Consider the following 21,432-nt stretch of genomic DNA (forward strand, 5'->3'; position numbering starts at 1 on the left):
ACCGGCCGCGCCGGACACGACAGAGGCCGCCGGCACCCGTGCGGTGCCGGCGGCCTCTGTCGTCCGGGAGTCCCCGATCAGCCCTCGTGGAGGATCACGCCGCGGATGTTCTTGCCGTCCGCGAGGTCCTGGTAGGCCTCGTTGACCTCCTCCAGCTTGTACGTGCGGGTGACCAGCTCGTCGAGCTTGAGCTGACCGTCCTGGTACAGACGGAGGAGCCGCGGCACGTCGTAGAGCGGGTTGCAGTCGCCGAACAGGGCGCCGCGGACCTGCCGCTGGTAGCCGATGAGCGCGCCGGCGTGGAAGTGCGCCGCCTTCTCGGTCAGCTTGCCGACGCCGGTGATGGTGACCTTGCCGCCCTTGCCGGTCATCTGGATGGCGGCGTTGACCATCTCCTCGGTCACCACACCGGGGGTGAGGATCGCGTGGTCGGCCAGCTGACCCCAGGTCGTCTCGACGACGAACTCGTGGGCCTCTCCGGCCGTGGCGAAGGCGTGCGTCGCACCGAAGACCGAGGTGGCCATCTCGCGCTTGAACGCGACCGGGTCGACGACGACGACGTTCTTGGCGCCGGCGTACCGGGCGCCCTGGACGGCGTTGCTGCCCACGCCGCCGGAGCCGAAGACGACCACCGTGTCGCCGGCACGGACACCGGCGGCGTTGACCGCGGAGCCCCAGCCGGTGGGGACGCCGCACCCGACCAGGCAGGCGACCTCCCAGGGGATGTCGTCGGCCAGCGGGATGGCCGCCCACTCCGAGATCACCGCGTACTGAGAGAAGGAGCCCACGGTGCAGAAACCGCCGAGGTCCTCGTCGCCGAGGTGGAACCGGAAGGTGCCGTCGAGGAACATGCCGGTGCCGGCGTTGAGGCCCTTGACGCACATGTTCTGGTGCCCGGTGGAGCACGGCCGGCAGGCCCCGCAGGCCGGGATGTAGGAGCAGACGATCCGGTCACCCGGCTTGACCCGGGTGACGTTCGGGCCGACCGACTCGACGATCCCGGCACCCTCGTGGCCGCCGACCACGGGCATGCGCACCGGCGCGTCGCCCTGGGTGATGTGGTCGTCGGAGTGGCACAGGCCCGAGGCGGCGAACTTGACGCGGACCTCGTGCTCCTTCGGGGCGTCGAGCTGGAGGTCGACCAGCTCCCAGCCCTTGTGGGGCGCCCGGGCGATGGCCGCGCGCGTGGTGATGCTGCTGCTCATGCGATCCCTCTCAGTTCCCGGTGCCACGGAGGGACACGGTCTTGACCTGCGTGTAGTCGAGCACCGCGTCGGCGCCCATCGAGCGGCCGAAGCCGCTGCGCTTGTAACCGCCGAAGGGGCCACCGATGACGCCGGCGCCCAGGGCGGAGTTGACCGCGACCTGCCCGGCCTGCAGTCCGCGGGCGAACTTCACGGCCTTGCCCACGTCGCGGGTCCACACGGACGCGACCAGGCCGTAGTCGGTGCCGTTGGCCACCTCGAGGGCCTGCTCGTCGTCGTCCACGGGGGTGACGCCGAGGACCGGGCCGAAGATCTCCTCCTGGTGGATGCGCATCTGCGGGTCCACGTTGTCGAACAGGGTCGGCTCGACGAAGAAGCCACGCTCGAACTCGGCCCCGGACGGACGGCCGCCGCCGAGGACGAGGTCGGCGCCCTCCTGCTGGCCCAGCTGCATGTACTCGAGCACCCGCTCGTGCTGCTTGGCGTTGATGAGCGGGCCCATGTTCACCTGCTCGTACCACGGGCCGACCTTGACCTCGGACATGTGCTGCGCCAGGCGCTGCACGACCTCGGAGTGGATCGAGCGCGCGACGACGACCCGGGAGCCGGCCGCGCAGATCTGGCCGGTGTTGAGCGTGATGCCCCGGGCGATCGCCGGGATCGCGGCGTCGAGGTCGGCGTCGGCCAGGATGACCTGTGGCGACTTGCCGCCCAGCTCCAGGTGCAGCGGGGTGAGGTTCCTCGCGCAGGCGGCCATGATCAGCTCACCGGTCTGCGGCGAGCCGGTGAAGCTGATCCGCCGGATCCGCGGGTGGGCGGGGATGGCGGCGCCGGCCTCGTGGCCGTAGCCGGTGACGACGTTGACCACGCCCGGCGGGATGCCCGCCTCCAGCGCCAGCTTGGCCAGCGCCAGCCCGGTCAGGGGCGCGTCCTCGGCCGGCTTGATCACGATGGTGTTGCCGGCGGCGATCGCCGGGCCGACGTCGGTGACGAACATCGGGCCGGGGGCGTTCCAGGGGATGATCGCGCCGACGACGCCGTAGGGCTCGCGCAGGGTCAGCCCGAGGGCGTCGGGGGTGTAGGTCGGCAGGGACAGGCCCTGCACCTTGTCGGCCTGGCCGGCGGTGAAGCGCAGCTGCCCGGCCATGGGCGGCGGGCCCCAGTGCGGGCGGCCGACCTCCTGGGACTCCAGGGCGTCGAGCTCGGCGATGTTCTCGTCGATCAGCGCGGCCCAGCGGAACAGCAGCGCGGCGCGGGCGGTGGCGTTGGTGTCGCGCCAGGCCGGGAACGCGGCCTCGGCGGCCCGGACGGCGGCGTCGACGTCGGCGGCCGTGCCGCGGGGCACCCGGCCGAGGACCTCGCCGGTGGCCGGGTTGATCACGTCGATGGTCTCGCCGCCGGCGGCGGGGACCCAGTCACCACCGATGAGCTGCGCGTTGTCGATGATCAGGGACGCACCCGCCGAGGGCGCAGGGGGAGCAATCGTCATGTCTGTGTCCTCAGTGCTCGTGGATGATGACGCCGCGGATGTTCTTGCCGTCGAGCATGTCCTGGTAGCCCTGGTTGACCTCGTCGAGCGTGTAGGTCCGCGTGACCAGCTCGTCGAGCTTGAGCTTCCCGGAGCGGTAGAGGCTGATCAGCCGCGGGACGTCGTGCAGCGGGTTGCAGCCGCCGAAGATGCCGCCCTGGACACGCCGCTGGTAGCCGATGAACGCGCCCGGGTGCTCGTCGACCCAGCCGTTGCCGACGGCGGTGATGGTGACCTGCCCGGTCTTGCCGACCACCTGCATGGCGTCGGCGATGACCTGGTCGTGCAGGCTGCCGACGGTGATGATCGCGTGGTCGGCGAGCTCGCCCCACGTCGACTCGACGACGAAGTCGTGGGCCTCCTTCGCCGAGGCGAAGGTGTGCGTGGCGCCGAAGACGGTCGCCATCTCGCGCTTGAACTCCACCGGGTCGACGACGACCACGCGCTCGGCACCGGCGAGGGCGGCGCCCTGGACGGCGTTGCTGCCGACACCACCCGCGCCGTAGACCACCACGGTGTCACCGGCCTTGACGCCGGCGAGGTGCACCGCGCTGCCCCAGCCGGTCGGGACGCCGCAGCCGACGAGGGCGGCGATCTCGAAGGGGATGTCGTCGGGGATCTGGATGACCGAGTACTCGCTCACCACGGCGTGCTGGGAGAAGGTGCCGAGCACGCACAGCCCGCCGAAGTCCTCACCGTTCTGGTGGAATCGGAACGTGCCGTCGGGGAACTCCCCGGTGGAGGCGTTCTTGCCCTCGTCGCAGAGGTTCTGCCGGCCGGTGGAGCAGTAGCGGCACTTGCCACAGGCGGGGATGAAGGAGCAGACGACGTGGTCGCCGACCTTCACCCGGGTGACGCCCTCACCGACGGCGTCCACGATGCCGGCGCCCTCGTGCCCGCCGACCACGGGGAAGCGCATCTGCGCGTCGCCCTTCTGGATGTGGTCGTCGGAGTGGCACATCCCGGCCGCCATGAACTTGATGCGGACCTCGTTGGCCTTCGGCTCGTCGAGTTCGAGCTCGGTGATCTCCCACGGCCGACCCGGCTCGCGGCAGACCGCGGCGCGCGTGGTCATGCTCATATGGGGCTCCTTCCCAGTACTGGACGTCGGCCGCAACGGGGTGCCCGGCAGGACGGCGACGAGTTCGACCGACCGTCGCGAGCTGCACGGGCGCACTCCCCGGCCGGGGTCCACGATCCGGCTCCCGGGGTGGCGCGGACCACAGTCCTTCCCCAGCACGGAAGACCGTGCGGTGACGGCACGGAGGCCGGGCCGCTTCCCCGGTGTGCGCCCCGTCTCCTTTCCGGGACGTGGAAGATGCGCTGCTGCCCGCCGTGCACGGCTGCTGCACTCGTCGTGCTCGACCGACGTCGACCGCATCGGTCCGGTCGGTCCGGATCCCCGCGCCACCCCGGCGCCCCTCCCGTGTGGCCGCGGCGCGGTGCACGAGCGACCTCACCCGTGGAAGGACCCTCCCCGTGAAGGACCGCCAGTGATCGACAAGTTCCGCAAGGACATCCTGTCCGTGGTGGACGGCGTGCCCTCGGGTGCCTCCATCGCCGTCGGCGGCTTCGGCAGCTCCGGGCGCCCGGACGGGCTCCTCGACGCGCTCTGCGAGCTCGACCGCCGCGACCTGCACGTCATCGTCAACAACGTGGGCCACGACTTCACCGGCGTGGGGCGGCTCCTGCACGAGGGCCGGCTGCGCCGCGTGACGGCGTCCTTCCCGATCCTGCAGGAGTTCTACGACGAGTACTTCGCCGGCAGGGTGGAGCTCGAGCTGATCCCGCAGGGCACCCTCGCCGAGCGGCTGCGGGCCGGCGGCTCGGGCATCCCGGCCTTCTTCACGCCGTCCGGCGCGGGCACGATGCTCTCCGACGGCTCCTTCACGCTGCGCTACTCCCCCGACGGCGGCGTGGCCGAGCACGTGCCGGCCAAGGAGACGCGGCTGATCAACGGCCGCGAGTACGTGCTGGAGGAGGGCATCGTGGCCGACTTCGGGTTCGTCAAGGCCCACAAGGGCGACCGCAAGGGCAACCTGCGCTTCCGCCTGTCGGCCCGGAACTTCAACCCGATGGCCGGCATGTCCGGCAGGCACACCGTCGCCGAGATCGAGCAGCTGGTCGAGGTCGACGAGCTGCACCCCGACGACGTCCACCTGCCCGGCGTGTTCGTGGACGACGTGGTCATGACCACCGGCAAGGCCCCCGCCACCGAGGACACCGCCGCGACGACGAGGAAGGTCTCCTGATGACCGGCACCATCCCCGCCCCGGCCCCCGTCGTGGGCCGCACGCGCGAGGGCATCGCCGAGCGCCTCGCCCAGGACCTGCAGGACGGCTACGTCGTCAACCTCGGCGTCGGCATCCCGTTGCTGGTCCCCCGCTTCCTCCCCGCCGACAAGGAGGTCGTGCTCCACGCGGAGAACGGCGTCCTGGGCATCGGCGCCGAGGCCTCGCCGGAGGAGGCCGACCCCGATCTGACCGACGCCGGCAAGCAGCCCATCACGCTGATCAGCGGCGCCGCCATCACCGACTCCGCGATGTCGTTCGCGATCATCCGCGGCGGCCACCTGGACTGCACCATCCTCGGCGCGCTGCAGGTGTCGGCGTCCGGTGATCTCGCCAACTGGTACGTGCCCGGCAAGAACCCGGCCGTGGGCGGCGCGATGGACCTCGTCGCCGGCACCCCGCAGGTGTGGGTCGCCATGGAGCACGTCGACCGCAAGGGGCAGCCGAAGATCGTGCCCGAGTGCACGATGCCGCTGACCGGCAAGGGCGTGGTCACCCGGGTCTACACCGACCTCGCCGTCTTCCACGTCGTCGACGGGCAGCTGCGCCTGGTCGAGTGCGCACCCGGCGTCAGCCCCGAGGACGTCCGGGCCCGCACCACCGCCCCCTACACCGAGCACCTGGCCGGCTGACCCGGCCGTCGGACCACGGCCGGACCCCGGCCCGGGCCCGCACCGCCGTCGTGCGGTGCGGGCCCGATCCATCGTCGAGACGAGGAGAGCTCCATGCAGGACGTCCAGGGCAAGGTCGCCTTCATCACCGGCGGCTCCAGCGGCATCGGCCGCGGGATCGGGCTGGCGTTCGCCCGCGCCGGCATGACCGTCGTCATCAGCGGCCGCCGCGAGGAGCACATCGACCAGACCCGGGCGGAGTTCGCCGACGCCGGCCTCGAGGTGGACTCGGTCCTCCTCGACGTCACCGACCGGGAGGCCGTCGAGCGCGCCGCAGAGGAGACCGAGCGCCGCCACGGCCGGGTCGACGTGCTGGTCAACAACGCCGGCATCGGCCTCACCGGGCCGGTCATGGCGGCCACCCCGGCGGACTGGGACTGGCTGATCGACGTCAACATCAAGGGCGTCGGCAACGGGATCGCCGCGTTCGTGCCGCGCATCCGCGCGCACGGGGAGGGCGGGCACATCGTCAACACCGCGTCGATGGCCGCGCTCATGCCGATCGTCGCGGGGCTGTACTCGATGACCAAGGCCGCCGTCGTCGCGCTGTCCGAGGCCCTGGCGATCGAGCTGGCCGCCGACGGCATCGGCGTCTCGGCCTACTGCCCCGGTCCGGTGCACAGCAACATCGCGGGTGCGGTCGCCAACCGGCCGGCCCGGTACGGCGAGAGCGGCTACACCCCGCCGCCGGCGGAGTTCCTCGAGCGGGCCAAGACCCAGCCGTACATGAGCTACGTCGAGGCCGGGGAGCGGGTGCTCAACGGCGTCCGCCGCAACGACCTGTTCATCCTCACCCACCCGGAGTTCGCCGCCGGCGTGCGCGACCGGTTCGACACGACCATGGCCGCTTTCCCCGACGAGCCGATCGACGAGGCCCGCGCCGCGGCGATCCCGTTCCTGACCGGGCACACGATCTACGCCCCGGACGAGCGCCTCCCCTCGCCCCGTCTCACCGACCTGCGCTGAACCCCCGCCCTCGAAGGGCAGGACCGCCCGTGGCCGCGCCGGGGTCCGGTCGGCCCGGCTGACGGGACGCCGTGGTCGCGCGCGCGTTCGGGCAGCGCCGGCCCGGGGCGTCCGGGAGGGGCAGAGACGGCCTCTGTGCCCCTCCCGGACGCCGGTCAGGGAGCGGGGGTCTCGTCCAGGGGGATCAGCGGGACCGGGCCGGCGAGGTCCTCGGGGTCGGCCGGGAAGTACGCGAAGTTCTTCGCCCGCGCCCCGCCGTCGACGACCAGGTCGGTGCCGGTGATCAGCCGCGCGTAGTCCGAGCACAGCCAGGCGACGGCGTGCCCGATGTCGGTCGGCGTCCCGGTGCTGCCCATCGGCACCAGCGGTGGGCGCTCCCCCGTCCAGCGGGCGGGTCGGCGCCACGGCTCGTCCCCGGTGTTGCCCCCCAGCCCGCCGCCCTTGCGGCCGGCGCCCAGCATGTCGGCCGGGCGGCCCTGCGCCGCCAGCTCGGCGAGCAGCTCGGGGTTGTCGATGGTCGGCGCGGTCGGGGTGTAGCCGTTGACCCGGATGCCGTACGGCGCGAGGTCCATCGCGGCGGCGCGGACGAAGTTGTTCACGCCGCCCTTGTTGAACGCGTAGGCGATGACGCCGGCCGAGCCGTTCCAGCCGTTGGACGACGAGATGCACACGATCGAGCCGCGGATGCCCCGCTCGGCCATCGCCCGGCCGACGATCTTGGTGTTGAGGAAGTAGCCGAGACCGGAGACCTTGATCGACCGCTCGAAGGTGCTCGCGTCCTCGTCGAGGACCCCCTTGCCACCGAGCATCGCGGCGTTGTTCACGAGGATGTCGATGCGGCCCCACTGCTCGAGGACGGCGTCGACGTAGCCCTGCACCGCGGTTTCGTCAGTGACGTCGCCCGGCGCGGCCATGGCCTCGCCGCCGTTGCGCTCGATCCGCGCGATCGCGGTCTTGATGACGGCGTCGTCGACGTCGTTGCAGGCGACCTTGGCGCCGTACCGGGACAGCGCCAGTGCGATGCCGCTGCCGATGTTGGGGCCGACGCCGGTGACCAGCGCGACCTTCCCCTCCAGGGAGATCTCCACGTCCGTGCTCCGTCTCGTCTTCGTGCTGCGGCTCGCGCTGCAGCGGGTGGGGTGGCCCGGGCTGTCCCGCGGGCACGCCGCGGACCCGTGGGCGGGCTGGGCCGCGCCCACGGGTCCGCGGGGTGGTCGTCGCGGCGGGGTGGACCCCGCCGGGGCTACCGGGTCGAGCTGGGTCGGTCAGCCCTTGTCGGCGGGGTACGTCAGCCGGATGCTCTCCGGCTGCACGCCCAGGACGGGGGCGAGCATCGACTGCATGAGCGGCTTGGGCACGAGGCACTCCTCGCACGCGTCGGGCCCGGCGACGATGGCGACGTTCGCCGAGTCGCCCTGCACGTCGACGTCGAGCCGGTAGTCGTCGGCCTGCAGCGTCTGCTGCAGCCGGTCCAGCTGCGCCTGGTCGATGGTCACGGGGACACCTCCTGGGGGGTGGTCGGCCGGGACTGGGCCGACCAGCGGACGGGCACCGAGCGGCCGGACCAGGTGGCCCAGCCGAACGGACGGAAGACCATGGAGATCGCGGCGTTGGCCGCGCCGGCGACGACCACCGGGATCTCCGCAGGTGAGGGCATCAGCGGGAACGCCTCGTCACCCTCGCCGGGACCGCCGGGGCCCCCGGCCTTGCCGGCTGCGGCGAGCTCGGCGTGGCTGCGGGTGGCGTGCTCGAAGAGCCACTGCTGGACGTCGGCGCGGCTGTAGCCCGCGTCGGCCAGGACCGTGGCGTGCTCCGGGCCGAGCACCAGCCCACCGGTGGAGTGCCGGATGCCGAGGTAGGCGCCGATGCGCGACAGCGAGTCGGCGAAGTCCTGCAGGACCGCCTCGGCGCTCTCGGTGTGCCGGTTGTCGACGTACTCGCAGCAGCGGATGAGCATCGCCGACACCGCGTCCACGCCGGGCTCGAGCCCGCCGACGACGCTGAGCGGTTCCCACGGCGAGAGCTCCTCGTTCTCGCCGATGAGCAGCTGCCACCGGCCGGGCACGCCCTGGGTGGCCTGCTCCAGTTGCTGGGGCCTGATGCCGTAGCCGTTGCGCACGATCAGCCCGATCGCCCGCGCGATGGTGGCGTTGGCGCGGAAGCCGGGGCCGAACACACCGCCGGCGCAGTTGATGCCGAGGCGCTGGCGCACCGGGCCGTTGACCACGAGCAGCGGCGCCGGCCCGCTGGTGGACTGCCAGGCGCCGCCGTTGGTGGACGGCTCCCCGTTGAGGGCGTCCCAGGCGGCGAGCACGACCGGGAAGTACTCCGGCTCGCACCCGGCCATGATCGCGTTGACCGCGGCCTGCCGGACCGTCACCCGGCGGTTGAGGTGCTCCTGCGCGCCGATGACCTCGTCGGGATCCCGGTCGGTGGTGGCGAGGAAGGCCTGGACGTCCTCCGCCGTGGCCGGGACGACCGGGAGGCCGTCGGTCCACCCCTGCTCGTAGCAGTACCGGATGGCTTCCTTCGCCGTCCGGACCGGGTCCTGCACCGTCGTCACAGTGCCTCCTCGCCGGCGCTCGTCGGCACTGTGCCGGGTCGTGCCGTGCCCGTGCGCGACCTGGCGAGCTCGGTCACGGGGCCACCGCCGCCGGGGGGCGGGTCAGCATGCCGACGATCCGCGGGAGCGCCTGGACGGCGCGCTCGCGGACCCCCTCGCGGGACAGGCTCGCGACCGGGTGGGCGGTGGTGACGTACTCGTAGCCCGGTGTCCCCTGCAGGTCGGCCATCGCGTCGGCGCTGACCCGGAAGGCGTCGCTGCAGATGACCGCCGCGGGGATGCCGGCCGCCTCCAGCTGGAGACCGTCGGCGACGGCGGAGGCGCTGCAGGAACCGCAGTCGCCGACCCCGACGACGACGACGTCGGTCTCCCCGCGGAACTCCTCGAGCATCTCCGGCGGGGCCGGGTGCACGATGCTCGGCTTGGTCCGGGTGAGGACGGTGGTCACGCCGCACTCGGACTCGAGCAGCGCCGACAGTTCCTCGAGGAAGTCGGCGGCGTTGCGCTTGGTGTTGACCAGGAGCCCGAGCCTCAGCCCGGACAGCTGCGCCGGCCGGGTGGCCAGCGCGGTGCGGCCCCGGTCGTCGCCGGGGGCCCCCACGGTCGGGTCGACGATGCTGTCGAACACGTGTCCCTCCTCGCGGGTCACAGGGCCTGCGGAGCCGGCCGGGGCGGCGCGGTCGGCTGGGCCGGCACCGGCGGGGGCGCCAGCGTCGCACCGGCCGGCCTCGGCGGCAGGTCCGCCTCGACGATGTCCAGCGGGAAGTGACAGGCGACCTGGTGGCCGGGCAGCCGCTCGACCAGCTGCGGCGCCTCCTCGGCGCACTTGAGCTGCGCCCGAGGGCACCGGGTGCGGAACCGGCACCCGCTGGGCGGGTCGATCGGCGACGGCGGCTCGCCCGGGAGCGCGACCGGCCGGTGCGCCGCGCCGGTGACCGGGTCCACGCGCGGGATGGAGTCCAGCAGCGCCGACGTGTACGGGTGCAGCGGCTGCCGGTACATGCCCTCGGCGGGACCGATCTCCGCCAGCTGCCCCAGGTACATGACGGCCACCCGGTCGCTGACCTGCTTGACCATCGCGAGGTCGTGGGCGATGAACAGGTACGAGAGGTCCAGCTCGCGGCGGAGCTTCTCGAACAGGTTCAGCACCTGGGCCTGGATGAGCACGTCGAGGGAGGAAACCGCCTCGTCGGCCACGATCAGGGCAGGCTCCAGCGCGACGGCGCGGGCGATGGCGACCCGCTGGCACTGACCGCCGGAGAGCTCGAACGGACGCCGCCTGGCGTACTGCGACGGGTCCAGGCCGACGAGGTCGAGCAGCTCCTCCACCCGCCGCTTGCGCGACGTCGCGTTGCCGTGGCCGTGGCCGACGAGCGGCTCCTCGACCAGCTCGCTCACCCGCCAGCGCGGGTTCAGCGAGCCGAAGGGGTCCTGGTAGACCATCTGCATCTGCCGGCGGGACTCCTTGAGCTCCTTCCGGCTCGCCTTCATCAGGTCGGTGCCCTGGAACTCCACGACGCCGGACTTGGGCCGCGGCAGCTGGATCACCGAGCGGGCGAGGGTGGACTTGCCGGAGCCGGTCTCCCCCACGACACCGAGGGTCTCGCCCCGGTAGATGTCGAACGACACGTCCGACACCGCGTGCACCACACCACCCTTGACGCCCCCAGCCGCCCGCACGGGGAACTCCTGCACGAGGTTGCGGGCCCTGAGCAGCGGGGCGCGGGCGGCCGACCGGTCCCCCGCCGTGCGTTCCTCGACCGCGGTCATCGCTGTTCTCCGTTCGCGGTGTGCTCGACCGTGCCCGAGCCCACGGGGTGCCAGCAGGCGAACCAGTGCTCGGGGTCGTGCTCGGTGAAGGGGGGCATCTGGAGGCACTGGTCGGTGGCGTTGGAGCACCGCGGCCGGAAGGGACAGCCCTTGGGCAGCGCCGAGAGGTCCGGCGGCTGCCCGGGGGTGACCTCGAACAGCGAGTGCGGCTCCCGGTCCAGCGCCGGGATGGCCCCGAGCAGAGCGTGGGTGTAGGGCATCCGCACGTTGGCGAACAGCACCTTCGTCGGGGCGTACTCGACCGCCCGGCCGGCGTACATGACGACGACGTCCTGGGCGTAGCTGGCCGCCAGCCCGAGGTCGTGGCTGATCATGATGACCGCCATGCCCAGCCGCTCCTGCAGCTCGACCAGCAGCTCCATGATCTGCGCCTGCGTCGTGACGTCGAGGGCCGTGGTGGCCTCGTCGGCGATCAGCAGCCGCGGCTCACCGGCCAGCGCGATCGCGATCATCACGCGCTGGCGCATCCCGCCGGAGAGCTGGTGCGGGTACTCGTGGAAGCGCCGCTCGGCGGCGGGCAGCCGCACCAGCTTCAGCAGCTCGACCGCGCGGGCGTGGGCGCCCTTCTTGTCCAGGTCGCTGTGCAGCCGCACCGCCTCGGTGATCTGCGCCCCGATCTTCATCGTCGGGTTCAGCGAGCGCGCCGGGTCCTGGAAGACCATCGCGATGTCGCCGCCGCGCAGCGCCTGCATCTCCCGCTCGGACAGGCCGAGCAGGTCGCGGCCGTCGAACCGCACGGAGCCGGAGATCCTGGCCGTCGGCGGCAGCAGCCCCATCAGGGCCCGGGAGCTGACGCTCTTGCCCGACCCGGACTCCCCGATGATGGCCAGCATGGACCCGGGTGCCAGCTCGTAGGACAGCCCGTTGACGGCGTTGATCGTGCGCCCGCCGCGGGTGAACTGGACCCGGAGGTCCTCCACCACCAGCAGCGGCTCGCCCGGCCGGTCGGCGGCGGCCGCCGGCGCGGCGTGGGACGCCGGGTCGATGACGCCCTCGGACACGATGGTCCCTCCTCGCGGGTAGGTCACCGACTGCTCCTTCATCGACCGCTCCATCGCGCGCGCAGGTTCTCGCCCAGGAGGTTGAAGGCGAGCACGGTGACCAGCAGGGCCACGCTGGGCCAGACCACCAGCATCGGCGTCGCCGAGAGGCTCAGCTGCCCGGTGGAGACCATGTTCCCCCAGCTCGGGGCGGGGTCCGGGATGCCGAGACCGAGGAAGCTCAGCGCGCCCTCGATGATGATCACGATGCCCATGCCCAGCATGCCGAAGGTGATCAGCTGCGGGGCGATGTTGGGGGCCAGGTGCTTGAACAGCATCCGCCAGGACGACGTCCCGGCCAGCTGCGCCGCCGCCATGAACGGCATCTCCCGCAGCCGCAGCACCGCCGAGCGGGCCAGCCGCGCGAACGCGGGCACGCTGAAGAACGCCAGGGCGAAGATCGTGTTCGTCATGCTCGGGCCGAGCGCCTGGGCCACGGCCAGGGTGAGCACCAGCGACGGGAAGGCGATCAGCACGTCGAGGACGCGCATGATGGCCGTGTCGACCCAGCCACCGACGTGACCCGACAGCGCGCCGAGGGTCCCGCCGACGACCAGGCCGAGCAGGTTGACCGCGAGGGCGATCCACAGCGAGGACCGACCGCCGTTGAGCAGCCGCGACAGGATGTCGTTGCCGTTCGGGTCGGTGCCCAGGAGGTGCCCCGGCGAGAGCGCCGGCTGGTTGCTCTCCAGGACGTTCCCGCCGACGGGGCTCGGCAGCGACAGCAGGGTCGGCCCCAGGAAGCAGGCCACCAGCACGAACAGGATCAGCCCGGCGGGGATCCAGGTGCCCAGCCGGCCGCGCCAGCGCCCGCTGCGCGTCCCGGCCTTGGCCTCGGCCTCGTCGATCTCCGGGCTGAGGGAGAACGACGGGGCCGGCTCAACGACTGCCATAACGGATCCTCGGGTCCAGGACGGCGTAGAGGAGGTCGACGACCAGGTTCGCCACGACGGCGACCAGGGCGAAGATGACGACCGCCGCTTGCACCACCACGAAGTCACGGGTGTTGATGGCCTGCAGCAGCATCTGGCCGATGCCGGGCAGGGCGAAGATCTGCTCGATGATCACCGTGCCGCCGATGAGCGTGCCCAGGTTCAGGCCGACGATGGTGATCAGACCGAAGGAGGAGTTCCGGAACGCGTGCTTGATGAGCACCGCCCAGGAGCCGACGCCCTTGGCCCGGGCGGTGGTGACGTACTCCTCCTGCTGCATCTGGTCGACCAGGTCCCCGCGCAGGAACCGGGTGTAGTAGCAGAACAGGGGGAAGCCGATCGCCGCCGACGGCAGGATCATCCCCTCGAGGTTGGCCGCGAGGCCGTCCTCCAGCGGGGTGTAGCCGATGGCCGGCAGCCAGCCCAGGGAGACGGCGAACACGAGCACCAGGAGCAGCGCCAGCACGTAGTTGGCGACCGACAGCCCGAGGGTGCTGATCATCATGCTGATCCGGTCCATGAGGCCACCGGGCTTGTGCGCGGCGAGCAGGGCCACCGGGATGGCCAGCAGCAGCGAGACCACGAAGGCCAGGAGCACCAGCTCGGCGGTCACCGGGAAGCGCTGGCCGAGGATGTCGCTCACCGGCTGCCGGCTGACCAGGGAGTTGCCCAGGTCGCCGGTGACGGCACCCTGGAGCCACTCCCAGTAGCGGACCACCCCGGGCTGGTCGAGGCCGAGCTGCTGCTCGAGGAGCGCGATGTCCTCGGGCGTGGCCTCCGGGCCCAGCAGCTGCTGGGCGGCGTTGCCCGGGATCAGGCTGAGCACCCAGAACGTCAGGACCGTGACGCCCAGCATGATCGGGATGGCCATCAGCAGTCGCTTGACGACCAGCCGCAGCACCGGGGAGCCGGTCAGCCGGGAGAGGGGGGAGACCCGCGGGTCCCGGCTGACCGGGACCCGCGGGGTGGCCGTGGCTGTCACTGCTCCCGCCAGACCTCGTCCCAGATCACGCCGGTGTTCACCAGCAGCGGCGGGATCCTGGTGGTCAGACCCGGGCCGTGGACACCCGCGACGGCGAGGTTGGCCGGGGCGAAGGCCAGGCCGAAGGGTGCGTAGAAGTTCTCCGCGATCCGCTCGGCGGCCTGCCGGTACAGGTCGGCCCGCTGGGCCTCGTCCACGGTCGCGGAGGCGTCGGCGAGCAGGGTGTCCAGCTCGGGGTCGTTGACCCCGCTGTACGGGACGCCGGAGTTGAACCGGAAGCCCACGCCGACCCCGGCGGCGGGGTCCCAGGCGCCGGCGGTCTGCAGCATCGCCTGCCACTGGCCACCGGTGAACTTCTGGATGACCCCGGACAGCTGCGAGTCCTCGATGGTGACGTCGATGCCGGCCTCCTGCCACTGCGTCTGCAGCGCGGTGTTGATCTGCGTCGCGACGTAGTTGCTGATCGTGCCGATGTTGACGGTGAGGCCGCCGAGCTCCTCGACCAGCTCCTTGGCGCGGTCCAGGTCGTACTCCGGGTAGCCCTCGACCGTCTCCTCGTGGAACTTGCCACCGGGGGCGGTGAAGCCCTGGCTGACCTCGTAGTTGCCGCCGAAGATGCCCTGGTTGATCGCGTCGAAGTCCGTCGCCCGGTAGATCGCCTCACGGGCCCGCGGGTCGTCGAACGGTGCGATCTCGGTGTTGAGCTGGATGACGTAGGGCGAGGTGGCCGGCTGGATGGTCACCTGCATCTGCCCGTTGGCCTGCGCCTGCTCCACCAGCGGCGTGGTGTTCATGCCCTCGTAGGCCTGCGCCTGACCGGCCTGCAGCGCCTGGTAGGCCGGCTGGTCGCCACCGATGGACTGGAAGGTGAGCTTGTCCAGGTAGGGCAGGCCCTCCTTGAAGTAGTCCGGGTTGCGCTCCAGCTCCAGCACCGAGCTCAACTGGTTCTCGACGACGACGAACGGGCCGGCGCCGACCGGCTTGATCTTGAAGGCGTCCTCGCCCATCTCCTGGAGCGCCGTCGGGGAGGCGATCCAGTTGACGTTGCTGACCGGGAAGGAGGCCAGGATGGCCGGGTACGGCCGGGTGAAGCTGAGGGAGACGGTCAGGGGGTCGACCACCTGGATGCCGTTCTCGGCCAGCGGCCAGGTCGGCTTGCAGGTGCACGGGTTGGCCAGTGCCCGCTCCCAGTTGGCCCGGACCGCCTCGGCGTCCAGCGGGGTGCCGTCGGTGAACTCGATGCCCTCGCGGAGCTTGACCGTGAAGCTGGTCCCGTCCTCCGACATCTCGTAGCTCTCGGCCTGGTGCCCCTCGACGCGGGCGTTGGAGCCGTCGTCCTCGGCGCGCAGCAGGAACAGGCCACCGAAGATGGCCTGGTTCATGGCGATGTTCGAGCCACCGGTGGTGTTGGTGGCGGGGTCGAGGCCGGCCGGCCAGCTGCCCGCGAACGCGGCGTCCTCCAGGACGGTCAGCTCACCGCCCTGCTGGGGCTCGCCGACCGGTCCCCCGGTCGCACCGGAGGCGGAGCCTCCGCTGTCGCCGCCACCGCCGCAGGCTGACAACGCCAGCGCCGCGGCGGTGAGGAGGGACAGGATCGTCCGTTGCTTCATCTGGGTGCTCCCCTTGGGGCCTCGGTGACTTCGGGGTGGACGGTGCGAGCCGACGTGGGAGTCCTCGCTCGCGCCGTCGGGAACGTGGGCACACGCAGTGATGGGGGTCACTGGGGGCCGGACCAGATTCCGCGAGTGACCTGCCTGGGGGCCCCGCCGCTTTCACCCGGCGGAAGACAACTTCGGGCCCGCCGGGCGGACCGACCGGTCCGTTCGAGCGGCTGTGACGGCTGGTGGCCGGCGGGGCCGCCGGGGCCCGTGGAACCGGGCACAGCGGGCCCTCGGCCGGCCGCCGCGGAGGGGTGACCGAGCCCGGCGCACGCCCCGCTCGCCCTCGGCGCGGGCGCGCTGGCGCCGCAGGGACCCCGGGTCAGCGAGGTGGCGGTCCCCCACGTCGACCACCTGCACCAGGCCGCGCGGGCCGACGTCGTCCCGGGCGTACGGGGACGGGTCCGACGTCGTCGACGTCGAGGCGTTGCGCACCCCGCGGGACGGTCCGACCGGGGAGCCGGATCGGTGGGCGGTGGCCACTGCCCACGGCGGGCACCGGTCAGGTGTTGCCGACGCGCCCGCGCTCGCCGTCGCCGTCCCGGTGCGGGGCGCCGGTGACGAGGTGGTCGGCTCCCTCGGGGTGACGGTGTCGGCGGCACGACGCAGCGCAGGCGTTCGTACCGGGGCTCGACGCCACCGCGCGCGGCATCTCCCGCGCGGTCCGCGCGGCCGGCGGTCCGTCGCCGGCCGCGACCGCGTGGGCGCCCCGGGACGCCGCACGGCGTCCCGGGGGCCCCAGCGCCTCAGCGGGGAGGCGCCATGCCCAGCCAGCGCCAGGCGTTGTTCCAGAGGATGTCCTCGAGGACCTCGTCGGGCAGGCCCATCGACCTCAGGGTGCGGCCGGCCGGCTCCTCCCGCGGCATGGCCGGGAAGTCCGAGCCGACCAGCAGCCGGTCGGAGCCGAGCAGGTCGATGAGGTAGGTCAGCGCCCGGCGGTCGAACACCAGCGAGTCGTAGTAGAAGCGGCGCGCGTACTCCAGCGGCGAGGGCCCGTCGTCGGGCATGACGGCGCGCTCGGGGTTCTTCGGCTCCTCGTTCCACGAGCCACCCCAGAAGTACTGGTGACGCGGGATCATCAGCGGGTAGCCGCCGGCCGCGTGGCTGAAGGAGATCCGCAGGTCGGGGCACTTGGCCGCGGTGCCGCCGGTGACCATCGAGGCGGCCGCGAAGGCGCCCTCGACGCCGACGACGTAGGTGCCCATGGCCGACATCGGCAGCCGCTCGGTCGGCGAGGGCATGGCGTGCACGAAGACCGACAGCCCCAGGCGCTCGACCTCGGCGAAGAACGGCAGGAACTTCTCGTGCCCGATGGAGGAGCCGAGGACGTTGGAGGCGATCTCGACGCCCTTGAGGCCCTGCTCCTCGATGGCGGCGAGCTCGGCGGTCGCGACGTCCGGGTCCTGCATCGGGACCATGCCCAGGGCGATCAGCCGCGTCGGGTCGGCCTGCACCAGGGTGGCGCTGAACTCGTTGACGTGGCGGGCCAGGGACAGGCCGTCGTCCAGCGGGAGGTCGTAGCGCAGCAGCGGCGGCATCGGGGTGAGCACCTCGACGTCGACACCGTTGGCGTCCATGGCCTCGATGCGCCGCTCGGCGTCGAAGAAGACGTCCTTGGCCTTGAACTGCATCTGCCCGAACAGCAGCGTGCGGGCGGTCTCGCCGTCCACGGCCTCCATGCGGGGGAAGCACTCGGGGGCGTCGGCCGGGTAGTCGTAGGGCAGCAGGTGGGCGTGGGTGTCGATGAGCATGCGGGCCCTCCGGTCAGAGGTTCGGGTGGACGGAGACGTGGACGGCGGACTCCCCGGGCACCTCGCCGGCGAGGACCTCGATGGCGTGCGCGGTGTCGTCCAGGCCGAAGGTGTGGGTGTGCAGCCGCTCCAGCGGGAACCGCCGGGACTCGATGAGCGCGATCGCCTCGGCCATCGCCGTGGCGTCGACGCCGAACGCGCCCTGGACGGTCAGCGCCCGGTTGATGATCAGGTCGGTGCGCAGCGGGATCTCGCGGTTGCCCTTGATGCCGGCGAGCACGACGCGGCCGCCGTGCTTCGTGGCCAGCAGCGCGTCGGTGACGGGGCCCGCCGCCATCGGGGTCAGCTCCAGGGTGACGTCGACACCGCGGCCGCCGGTCAGGTCCCCCACCCGCTCGACGACGTCCTCGGCGGCGTCGCCGTCGACGACCAGGGCGTGGTCGGCCCCGAACTCCCGGGCCAGCGCCAGCTTGTGCGCGTCGGCCTCCAGGCCGGTGACGACGACCGTCCCCGCCCCGGCGGCCTTGGCCGCGATGACCGCGGCGATGCCGCGCAGGCCGGAGCCGAGCACGAGCACGGTGTCGCCGAGCCGCACCTGGCCGTAGTGCAGCGCCCACCGGACGCCGGCGCCCATCGAGTTGTACATGGCGGCGACCTCGACCGGCAGGGTGTTGTCGATCCTGTGGACGACGGACCCCGGGGCCAGGTACATGTACTCGGCGAACCCGCCCCACAGGGACGGTGCGACGTCGACCGGGGTGACCCCGTGACCGCCGACCCTGTTGCGGCAGGCCTGGTAGTTGCCGGTCAGGCAGTCGAAGCAGTTGCGACACGGGACGACGACCTCGAGGGCGACGCGGTCACCCGGCTGCACGCCCCAGCGCCGGGCGGCGTTCTCGCCGACCTCCTCGATGATGCCCATGGGCTCGTGGCCGGGCACGAACGCCGGGCTGTCCGGGCGCGCGTGGCCCTTGTAGAACTCGACGTCGCTGCCGCACAGGCCGTTGGCCTCCAGGCGGAGCAGTCCGTCGTCCGGGCCCACCTGCGGCCGGGGGAACTCCCGGATCTCGATCTTGCGCGGGCCCACCTGGACCGCGGCGCGCACCATGTCGGCCATGTCGTCCTCTTTCCTCGTGCGAGCGGGGAACGGGCGCCGATCGTCGTGCGCCGTCGGGCTACCGGACCCGGGCGGGACCGCCCGGGGCCCCGCACCACTCGTGTGCCGCGGGTCACGCTAGGTGCGGTGCGCAGGGGGTCACCACGACCCTTCCGCCGTGCGGTGGACCGGTCGGTGCGGCCGGCCGCCGGGCAGGAGGAGCAGACCGCGGTCGACGTCGGCCGCGGCGCGCGCCGGCGGGCGGCCTCCCGGACGCCGGCGAGGTCCACGGCCGAGCGCAGGCGCACGGTGCCTGCCTGCGGGCACGGGGCCCGGGACCGGCGGGGACGGCCGGAGCCGTCCCCGCCGGGGACGAGCCATCCCGCGGGCCCCGGTCGCCCGGGGCCCGCGGGGAGTCGGGCCGGTCAGCCCTGCTCGCGCCAGACCTCGTCCCAGATGACGCCGGAGTTGACCAGCAGCGGCGGGATCCTGGTGGTCAGGCCCGGACCGTGGACACCCGCGACGGCGAGGTTGGCCGGGGCGAAGGCCAGGCCGAAGGGTGCGTAGGAGTTCTCCGCGATCCGCTCGGCGGCCTGCCGGTACAGGTCGGCCCGCGCGTCCTCGTCGAGCGTGCCCGCCGCGTCGGCGAGCAGCGTGTCCAGCTCCGGGTCCGCGATGCCGCTGAACGGCGACGTGGAGGTGAACCGGAAGCCGACGCCCACCCCGGCGGCGGGGTCCCAGGCGCCGGCGGTCTGCAGCATCGCCTGCCACTGACCGGAGTTGAACGACTCGACCAGGCCGGAGAGCTGGAAGTCCTCGATGGTGACGTCGATCCCGGCCTCCTGCCACTGCGTCTGCAGCGCGGTGTTGATCTGCGTGGCGACGTAGTTGCTGATGGTCCCGAGGTTGACCGTGAGGCCGCCGAGCTCCTCGACCAGCTCCTTGGCGCGGTCCAGGTCGTACTCCGGGTAGCCGGCCACCTCGCGCTCGTAGAACTTGCCGCCCGGCGCGGTGAAGCCCTGGCTGACCTCGTAGTTGCCGCCGAAGATGCCCTCGTTGATCGCGTCGAAGTCCGTCGCCCGGTAGATCGCCTCACGGGCCCGGGGGTCGGTGAACGGCCCCGTCTCGGTGTTGAGCTGGATGACGTAGGGCGAGGTGGCCGGCTGGATGGTCACCTGCATCTGCCCGTTGGCCTGCGCCTGCTCCACCAGCGGCGTGGTGTTCATGCCCTCGTAGGCCTGCGCCTGACCGGCCTGCAGCGCCTGGTAGGCCGGCTGGTCGCCACCGATGGACTGGAAGGTGAGCTTGTCCAGGTAGGGCAGGCCCTCCTTGAAGTAGTCCGGGTTGCGCTCCAGCTCCAGCACCGAGCTCAACTGGTTCTCGACGACGACGAACGGGCCGGCGCCGACCGGCTTGATCTTGAAGGCGTCCTCGCCCATCTCCTGGAGCGCCGTCGGGGAGGCGATCCAGTTGACGTTGCTGGCCGGGAAGCCGGACATGACCGCGCCGTTGGGCGAGGTGAACGTGATCGACACCGTCAGCGGGTCGATGACCTTGATCGGGTCCTCGGCGAGCTGCCAGGTCGGCTTGCAGCTGCAGGGTGCGGCCAGCGCCCGCTCCCAGTTGAACTTGACCGCCTCGGCGTCCAGCGGGGTGCCGTCGCTGAACTCGATGCCCTCGCGGAGCTTGACGGTGAGCGTCAGCCCGTCCTCGGACAGCTCGGAGCTCTCGGCCTGGTGCCCCTCGATGCGGGCGTTGGAGCCGTCGTCCTCGGCGCGCAGCAGGAACAGGCCACCGTAGATCGCCTGCATCATCGCGATGTTGGCGCCACCGGTGGTGTTCGAGGCGGGGTCGAGACCGGTGGGCCAGCTGCCCGCGAACGCGGCGTCCTCCAGGACGGTCAGCTCGCCACCCTGCTGCGGCTCGCCGGCGGCGGCCTGCGTCCCGGGGTTGGTGCCGTTCCCGGAGTCGCCACCGCCGCACGCGGACAGCGCCAGGGCGGTGGCGAGGAGGATGGACGGGATCGTCCGCTTCTTCATGTGTGTGCTCCCCTTGCTGGGTCGGCCTCGAGACAACTGCGGGCTGAGCTGGGAGGTGCGGTGGAGCTCGCGAGCCAGGGGCCACGGGCCGCCCGGCCGTCGCAGTGACGGGCGTCACTGCGACGGCCAAGATCCTGGGAGGAGCCGATCGGGCGGACCGGCGCTTGCGCGGGGTGGAAGACAAGTTCGCCGTGGGCGGGTGCACCCGCGCGTTCCCGCGCAACGAACCGGTCACGGTGGCCGGCTGGCAGGGTGGGCGCCGTGGAGTTCGCTGACGTCGTCCGCCGGCGCCGGATGGTCCGGGACTACGACCCCGACCGGCCGGTTCCCCCGGAGGTCCGGGAGCGGCTGCTGGAGCACGCCACCCGGGCGCCGTCGGCGGGGTTCAGCCAGGGCTGGGCGTTCCTCGTCCTGGAGTCGCCGGAGGAGCGGGCGCGGTTCTGGACGGCGACCACGGGCCCCGGCGCGCCCGACCCCTGGCTGGTACGGATGCGCCGGGCTCCGCTGCTGGTGGTGCCGCTGTCGTCCAAGGACGCCTACCTGGACCGCTACGCGGAGCCGGACAAGGGCTGGACCGACCGCGACGAGGCCCGCTGGCCGGTCCCCTTCTGGGACGTCGACACCGGCATGGCGGCACTGCTGATGCTGCTGACCGCCGTCGACGAGGGGTTGGGCGCCTGCTTCTTCGGGATCCCCGCCGAGCGGGTGGGGGCGTTCCGCGCCGCGTTCGGCGTCCCGGACAGCCACCGGCCGGTCGGCTGCGTCTCGGTGGGCTACCCCGGCGCCGAGGACCGCCGCTCCCCCTCGCTGCGGCGGGGCCGGCGCGGCGTCGACGAGGTCGTGCACCGCGGCCGGTGGTGACCGGCGCTGCTGGTTGACT

At 72.5% G+C, this 21,432-nt stretch carries 19 protein-coding genes; 4 read left to right on the plus strand and 15 right to left on the minus strand.

Features of this window, described 5'->3' with window-relative positions; all coding sequences use genetic code 11:
- Nucleotides 1-77: 77 nt before the first annotated feature.
- From ACI78V_RS15755 to ACI78V_RS15765, 3 genes are read right to left on the minus strand one after another with little or no spacing between them, the layout of a single operon-like run.
- Nucleotides 78-1,205 carry an NDMA-dependent alcohol dehydrogenase gene (locus tag ACI78V_RS15755; protein WP_456852343.1) on the minus strand — a complete coding sequence of 376 codons (1,128 nt, stop codon included), beginning with the start codon at nt 1,203-1,205 and terminating at the stop codon, nt 78-80.
- 10 nt (nt 1,206-1,215) lie between these two features.
- Nucleotides 1,216-2,694 (minus strand): aldehyde dehydrogenase family protein, encoded by a 1,479-nt coding sequence (locus tag ACI78V_RS15760; RefSeq protein ID WP_456852345.1) that lies wholly within the window; start codon nt 2,692-2,694, stop codon nt 1,216-1,218.
- Between the two features lie 10 nt (nt 2,695-2,704).
- Nucleotides 2,705-3,814 carry an NDMA-dependent alcohol dehydrogenase gene (locus tag ACI78V_RS15765; protein WP_456852347.1) on the minus strand — a complete coding sequence of 370 codons (1,110 nt, stop codon included), beginning with the start codon at nt 3,812-3,814 and terminating at the stop codon, nt 2,705-2,707.
- Between the two features lie 412 nt (nt 3,815-4,226).
- Between ACI78V_RS15765 and ACI78V_RS15770 the strand changes: the two genes are divergently transcribed.
- The 3 genes from ACI78V_RS15770 to ACI78V_RS15780 all read left to right on the plus strand — a co-directional run bounded on the left by ACI78V_RS15770 (nt 4,227) and on the right by ACI78V_RS15780 (nt 6,661).
- On the plus strand, nt 4,227-4,985 hold the full coding sequence (locus ACI78V_RS15770; RefSeq protein ID WP_456852349.1) for a CoA transferase subunit A: 759 nt from the start codon (nt 4,227-4,229) through the stop codon (nt 4,983-4,985).
- Nucleotides 4,985-5,656 carry a 3-oxoacid CoA-transferase subunit B gene (locus ACI78V_RS15775; protein WP_456852351.1) on the plus strand — a complete coding sequence of 224 codons (672 nt, stop codon included), beginning with the start codon at nt 4,985-4,987 and terminating at the stop codon, nt 5,654-5,656. The genes ACI78V_RS15770 and ACI78V_RS15775 overlap by 1 nt, the downstream gene beginning before the upstream one ends.
- 93 nt (nt 5,657-5,749) lie before the next feature.
- On the plus strand, nt 5,750-6,661 hold the full coding sequence (locus ACI78V_RS15780; protein ID WP_456852353.1) for an SDR family NAD(P)-dependent oxidoreductase: 912 nt from the start codon (nt 5,750-5,752) through the stop codon (nt 6,659-6,661).
- 155 nt (nt 6,662-6,816) lie between these two features.
- On the opposite strand, the gene ACI78V_RS15785 is transcribed toward ACI78V_RS15780, so the two are convergent.
- The 12 genes from ACI78V_RS15785 to ACI78V_RS15840 form a co-directional block, all read right to left on the minus strand.
- Nucleotides 6,817-7,749: an SDR family NAD(P)-dependent oxidoreductase gene (locus tag ACI78V_RS15785; RefSeq protein WP_456852355.1), complete on the minus strand. Its 933-nt coding sequence runs from the start codon at nt 7,747-7,749 to the stop codon at nt 6,817-6,819.
- Nucleotides 7,750-7,926: 177 nt separating this feature from the next.
- Nucleotides 7,927-8,157, minus strand: coding sequence for a hypothetical protein (locus tag ACI78V_RS15790; protein WP_456852357.1), 231 nt, complete (start codon nt 8,155-8,157; stop codon nt 7,927-7,929).
- Complete coding sequence (locus tag ACI78V_RS15795; protein WP_456852359.1) at nt 8,154-9,224, minus strand: hypothetical protein; 1,071 nt, start codon at nt 9,222-9,224, stop codon at nt 8,154-8,156. The genes ACI78V_RS15790 and ACI78V_RS15795 overlap by 4 nt, the downstream gene beginning before the upstream one ends.
- 73 nt (nt 9,225-9,297) lie before the next feature.
- A complete protein-coding gene (locus ACI78V_RS15800) occupies nt 9,298-9,852 on the minus strand; it encodes a UGSC family (seleno)protein (RefSeq protein ID WP_456852361.1) in 555 nt (184 codons plus the stop codon).
- Nucleotides 9,853-9,869: 17 nt separating this feature from the next.
- Nucleotides 9,870-10,994: an ABC transporter ATP-binding protein gene (locus ACI78V_RS15805; RefSeq protein ID WP_456852363.1), complete on the minus strand. Its 1,125-nt coding sequence runs from the start codon at nt 10,992-10,994 to the stop codon at nt 9,870-9,872.
- A complete protein-coding gene (locus tag ACI78V_RS15810; RefSeq protein WP_456852365.1) occupies nt 10,991-12,097 on the minus strand; it encodes an ABC transporter ATP-binding protein in 1,107 nt (368 codons plus the stop codon). Before ACI78V_RS15810 ends, ACI78V_RS15805 begins: the two co-directional genes overlap by 4 nt.
- On the minus strand, nt 12,094-12,987 hold the full coding sequence (locus tag ACI78V_RS15815) for an ABC transporter permease (protein ID WP_456852367.1): 894 nt from the start codon (nt 12,985-12,987) through the stop codon (nt 12,094-12,096). Before ACI78V_RS15815 ends, ACI78V_RS15810 begins: the two co-directional genes overlap by 4 nt.
- Entirely contained in the window at nt 12,974-14,008 is a 1,035-nt protein-coding gene (locus ACI78V_RS15820; RefSeq protein ID WP_456852369.1) for an ABC transporter permease, read from the minus strand. Before ACI78V_RS15820 ends, ACI78V_RS15815 begins: the two co-directional genes overlap by 14 nt.
- Nucleotides 14,005-15,618 carry an ABC transporter substrate-binding protein gene (locus ACI78V_RS15825; RefSeq protein WP_456852371.1) on the minus strand — a complete coding sequence of 538 codons (1,614 nt, stop codon included), beginning with the start codon at nt 15,616-15,618 and terminating at the stop codon, nt 14,005-14,007. The genes ACI78V_RS15820 and ACI78V_RS15825 overlap by 4 nt, the downstream gene beginning before the upstream one ends.
- 794 nt (nt 15,619-16,412) lie before the next feature.
- On the minus strand, nt 16,413-17,417 hold the full coding sequence (locus tag ACI78V_RS15830) for an amidohydrolase family protein (protein ID WP_456852373.1): 1,005 nt from the start codon (nt 17,415-17,417) through the stop codon (nt 16,413-16,415).
- A 13-nt stretch (nt 17,418-17,430) separates the two neighbouring features.
- Nucleotides 17,431-18,534 (minus strand): zinc-dependent alcohol dehydrogenase, encoded by a 1,104-nt coding sequence (locus ACI78V_RS15835; protein ID WP_456852375.1) that lies wholly within the window; start codon nt 18,532-18,534, stop codon nt 17,431-17,433.
- A 404-nt stretch (nt 18,535-18,938) separates the two neighbouring features.
- The gene (locus tag ACI78V_RS15840; protein WP_456852377.1) at nt 18,939-20,552 is read right to left on the minus strand and encodes an ABC transporter substrate-binding protein; all 1,614 of its coding nucleotides are present in this window, start codon (nt 20,550-20,552) and stop codon (nt 18,939-18,941) included.
- Nucleotides 20,553-20,813: 261 nt separating this feature from the next.
- Here ACI78V_RS15840 and ACI78V_RS15845 point away from each other — a divergent pair, with 261 nt between their 5' ends.
- Complete coding sequence (locus ACI78V_RS15845; protein WP_456852379.1) at nt 20,814-21,413, plus strand: nitroreductase family protein; 600 nt, start codon at nt 20,814-20,816, stop codon at nt 21,411-21,413.
- Nucleotides 21,414-21,432 lie beyond the last annotated feature (19 nt).

Source organism: Geodermatophilus sp. SYSU D00742, from assembly GCF_054049935.1.